This window comes from Nocardioides sp. (genome assembly GCF_025964975.1).
Classification (GTDB): Bacteria; Actinomycetota; Actinomycetes; order Propionibacteriales; family Nocardioidaceae; genus Nocardioides.
This window is the reverse complement of sequence record NZ_JAOPXV010000098.1, coordinates 1-4,383: the sequence shown is the minus strand read 5'-3', so window position 1 is coordinate 4,383 and position 4,383 is coordinate 1. Positions and strand designations below refer to the sequence as shown.

The 4,383-nt window shown below is 70.1% G+C and carries 5 protein-coding genes; 4 read left to right on the top strand and 1 reads right to left on the bottom strand.

The window, feature by feature from the left end:
• The coding region (locus JWN68_RS06945) for an SRPBCC family protein (RefSeq protein ID WP_297736617.1) at nucleotides 1-637 on the bottom strand (637 nt) is incomplete at its 3' end.
• Between the two features lie 122 nt (nucleotides 638-759).
• Between JWN68_RS06945 and JWN68_RS06940 the strand changes: the two genes are divergently transcribed.
• The 4 genes from JWN68_RS06940 to ruvX all read left to right on the top strand — a co-directional run.
• Nucleotides 760-1,296: a hypothetical protein gene (locus JWN68_RS06940; RefSeq protein ID WP_297736614.1), complete on the top strand. Its 537-nt coding sequence runs from the start codon at nucleotides 760-762 to the stop codon at nucleotides 1,294-1,296.
• Nucleotides 1,296-1,574 (top strand): DUF6167 family protein, encoded by a 279-nt coding sequence (locus JWN68_RS06935; protein WP_297736611.1) that lies wholly within the window; start codon nucleotides 1,296-1,298, stop codon nucleotides 1,572-1,574. Before JWN68_RS06940 ends, JWN68_RS06935 begins: the two co-directional genes overlap by 1 nt.
• Complete coding sequence (alaS, locus tag JWN68_RS06930) at nucleotides 1,561-4,245, top strand: alanine--tRNA ligase (protein WP_297736609.1); 2,685 nt, start codon at nucleotides 1,561-1,563, stop codon at nucleotides 4,243-4,245. Before JWN68_RS06935 ends, alaS begins: the two co-directional genes overlap by 14 nt.
• A gap of 3 nt (nucleotides 4,246-4,248) precedes the next feature.
• A partial coding sequence (gene ruvX, locus JWN68_RS06925) for a Holliday junction resolvase RuvX (protein WP_297736620.1) occupies nucleotides 4,249-4,383 on the top strand: 135 nt, incomplete at its 3' end.

The window sequence follows — 4,383 nt, the reverse complement described above, 5'->3', positions numbered from 1 at the left end:
CCTCGACAACCTCAACTTCGGCCTCGGTGTCGTTGCTCGATCCCGATTCCGATCGCGAGGCGGCCACGGCGGCTGCTCCCGCAACGGCGGCTGTTCCGGCGGCCACTGCCTTGCCGGAGATGCCTGCCTTGCCACTGTCGCCCTGCGAGGTGGCGTCCTCCACGCCGGGCGTGCCGAGGGTCTGACCCTCCACGCTCCCGCGCCAGCCGCCGGTCTCACCCAGACGCCCCTCGATGAAGGTCTTGAACTTCTCGACGTCCGACTGGGCCTGTCGGTCGATGATGTTGAGGGCGTCGCCGGCCTTCTCGACCAGGCCCTCGGGCTCGTACTCCAGCTCCAGCCTCACGGACGTCTTGTCGGCCCCGGCGGGGGAGAAGTAGACGGCGCCGGCGTTGGTGGCCCCTTCGGTGGCAGCCCAGGCGATCTTCTCGTCCGGTCGCTGCTCGAGGATCTCGGCGTACCACTCACGCTTGACCCCGGCGATCTCGGCGACCCAGTGCAGCCGGCGGTCGTCGAGCTGCTCCACCTTCTGCACGCCCCCCATGAACTCGGGGAAGCTCTCGAACTGCGTCCATTGGTTGTACGCCATGCTCACCGGCACATCGACGGTGATGTTCTTCTCGACCTTGGTCGTCATGGGTTCTCCTTGGGCGGCGCATACGGCGCACCGCGTTCGATTGAGGATTCGGTACCCGGAGGACCGGCCATCTATGCCAGCGCCCCGAGCCGGCCCGACGGTCGGGTTATAGGGTTTCGCAGATGAATGGTGACCAGGCTGGGCCGTGGATGGTGGTGGGAGGCGCGATGGCGCTGGTCCTGCTGGTCGCCTGCGCCCTGCTCTGGCGAACCTCTCGCCGGCTCGCGTCACGGGTCGAGGCGCTGGAGGCGCTGGAGGCGCTGGAGGCGCTGAGGTCGGAGCGGCCCGAAGCACCCCGGACCGCGGGACCTGTCGTGGTCGACCCGTCGCCGTACGTCATCACCCGCCTCGACGACGCCGAGCCGGACCCCGTGGACGCCGTCGGCACGGTGGATGGAGTCGTGACCGCGCGCATCGACGCGCCGATGTTCGCCGACATCGTGGCCCGCGAGACCGTGATCAGGGCGGCCGGTCTGGCGCACGGTCTGCGCCGGGCCCTCTCGGCCGAGACGCGCAACCGGATCAGGTTCGAGATGAAGCGCGAGGTCAAGCGTTCGCGCAAGCAGCGCCGTGCCGACATGAAGGCCGCGCTCCGTGACGTCCAGGCCCGCGAACGCGCGCACCCTGTCCAGGGGCAGGACGGGGAGGACGCGGCCTGATGGCCAGATCGCTGTGGTTCGTGGCCGGAGCGGGGGCAGGCGTCTATGCGGTGTCCCGCGCGCGGAGGGCTGCCGAGGCTCTCACCTCCGCCGGTCTCCGTGATCGCCTGAGTGGAGTCGGGGTCGGCGTGAGACTCTTCCGCGACGAGGTGGCCGCCGGAGCGTCCGAGAAGGAAACAGAGTTGCGGGAGCGCATGGGGCTCGTGCCTCAGGGGGTTCGCGAGCTCACCACACGACCAACCGTGCCAATTGATGGGGATCCCGATGGACACCAGTGAAATCCGCCGCCGCTTTCTCGAGCATTTCGAGGCCGCGGGTCACACGGCAGTGCCCTCGGCGAGCCTGCTCGCGAGCGACCCCAACCTGCTGTTCGTCCCCGCCGGGATGGTGCCGTTCAAGCCGTTCTTCCTCGGCCAGGAGACGCCGCCCTACGACCGTGCCGTCAGCATCCAGAAGTGCGTACGCACCCCGGACATCGAGGACGTCGGCAAGACGACCCGCCACGGCACGTTCTTCGAGATGTGCGGCAACTTCTCCTTCGGCGACTACTTCAAGGAACGCGCCATCGAGCTCGCCTGGGACCTGGTCACCAAGTCCCAGGCCGATGGTGGGTGGGGCTTCCCCGAGGACAAGCTCTATCCGAGCGTCTACGTCGACGATCCCGAGGCCGTCGAGCTGTGGAAGAAGATCACCGGTCTGCCCGACGAGCGGATCGCCCGGCTCGGCAAGACCGAGAACTACTGGTCGATGGGAGTCCCGGGCCCGGGCGGCCCCTGCTCGGAGATCCTGATCGACCGTGGACCTGCGTACGGGGCGGACGGCGACTTCTCCGCCGAGGACCGCTATCTCGAGTTCTGGAACCTCGTCTTCATGCAGGACGAGCTCTCCGCGGTGCGGTCGAAGGAGGACTTCGACATCGCGGGCTCGCTGCCCAGGAGGAACATCGACACCGGGATGGGCCTCGAACGCGTCGCCTTCATGACCCAGGGCGTCGAGAACATGTACGAGATCGACGTGATGTTCCCCGTCATCGAGCGCGCGATGGAGCTCACCGGTCGCAAGTACGGCGCTGACCACCAAGACGACGTCCGCTTCCGCGTCGTGGCCGACCACGTGCGCAGCTCCATGATGCTGATCGGCGACGGGGTCACTCCGGGCAACGAAGGACGCGGCTACGTCCTGCGCCGGCTCCTGCGCCGCGCCGTACGCTCCATGCGCCTCCTCGGCTACGAGGACCCCGCGCTCCCCGAGCTGATGCCCGTCTCGCGCGACAAGATGGGGGAGACCTACACCGACCTCGTCCGCGACTGGGACCGCATCGCGCGGGTGGCGTACGGCGAGGAGGACACGTTCCGCAAGACGCTCCAGGCGGGCACGCAGATCTTCGACCTGGCCGCCCGGGACGTGAAGACGGCCGGCGCCGCGACGCTCGGCGGCGACCAGGCCTTCGCCCTGCACGACACCTACGGCTTCCCGATCGACCTGACCCTCGAGATGGCGGCCGAGCAGGGCCTCACCGTCGACGAAGCGGGCTTCCGCGCCCTGATGGCCGAGCAGCGCGACCGGGCCAAGGCCGACGCGAGGTCGAAGAAGGGCCAGCACGCCGACACCACGGTCTACCGAGGCCTCCTGGACACGCACGGTCCCACGGAGTGGCTCGCCTACGAGACCCTCCAGACCGAGTCCAAGCCACTGGCGCTGCTCTCCGGCGGAGCGCCCGTCCGCGTCCTGGGCCAGGGCGAGGTCGGCGAGATCGTCCTGGACCGCACGCCCTTCTACGCCGAGTCCGGGGGACAGGCCGCCGACGCCGGCACCATCGAGTTCTCGACCAGCCAGGGGGGCGGTCGGCTCGAGGTGCTGGACGTCCAGCGCCCCATCAAGGGACTCGTCGTCCACCAGGTGCGGGTCGTCGAGGGCGAGCTGCCCGCCGACGTCGCCCAGCTCCACGCCCGGGTCGACCCCGGCTGGCGGCTCGGCGCCCGGCAGGCGCACTCGGGCACGCACGTCGTGCACGCTGCGCTCCGCGAGGTCCTCGGGCCCAGTGCCCTCCAGTCGGGATCCTTCAACAGGCCGGGCTACCTCCGCCTCGACTTCGGCTGGACCCAGGCCCTGAGCCGCCAGCAGGTGCGTGACATCGAGCAGGTCTCCCAGCAGGCGCTGCGCGCCGACCTGCCCGTCGCCTGGGACTACATGACCTTGGAGCAGGCCAAGGACTGGGGCGCGATCGCGCTCTTCGGTGAGACCTACGACAACACCCAGGTGCGCGTCGTCGAGATCGGCGGCCCGTGGTCGCGTGAGCTCTGCGGCGGGACCCACGTCGACCATTCCTCCCAGATCGGGACCATCGTGGTCACCGGCGAAGCCAGCGTCGGCTCGGGCAGTCGACGCATCGAGGCCTTCACCGGCGTCGAGGGCTTCGACTACCTGGCGCGCGAGCGTGACGTGGTCGCGCAGCTCACGAGCATGCTCAAGACCCAGCCCGATTCCCTCGTCGGACGCGTCAGCGACCTCGTCGACCGGCTCAAGAGCGTCGAGAAGGAGGTCGAGAAGGCCCGGCTCGCCCAGCTGCTGTCCGGCGGGTCCGACCTCGCGTCGCGGGCGGTCGACGTCAGTGGCGTCGCCGTCGTGGCGCACCGCTTGGACGGCGCTGGCGGCGGCGACGTCCGCACCCTCGCCATGGACGTGCGGAGCCGGCTCGACGCGTCCCTTCCGGGGGCAGTGGTCATCGCCGGTGTCCAGGACGGGAAGGTCGCGGTCGTCGCGGCCGTCAACGACCTCGCACGCGAGCGCGGCGTGAGCGCCAACGACCTCGTGCGCGCCGTCGGCTCCCTCATCGGCGGCAAGGGCGGCGGCAAGGACGACGTCGCGCAGGGCGGCGGCAGCGACGCCAGCCGCCTCGACGAGGCCCTGACCCTGGTCAGCACCGAGGTCGCCCGGACGGCCGGCTGAGTGGTGCGCAGTGGAGTACGCCTCGGGCTGGACCCGGGAGACGCCCGGATCGGCGTCGCGCGGAGCGACCCCAGCGGTTTCCTGGCGACCCCCGTCGAGACGGTCCGTCGCGGCCGAGGTGATGTGTCCCGGCTTCGG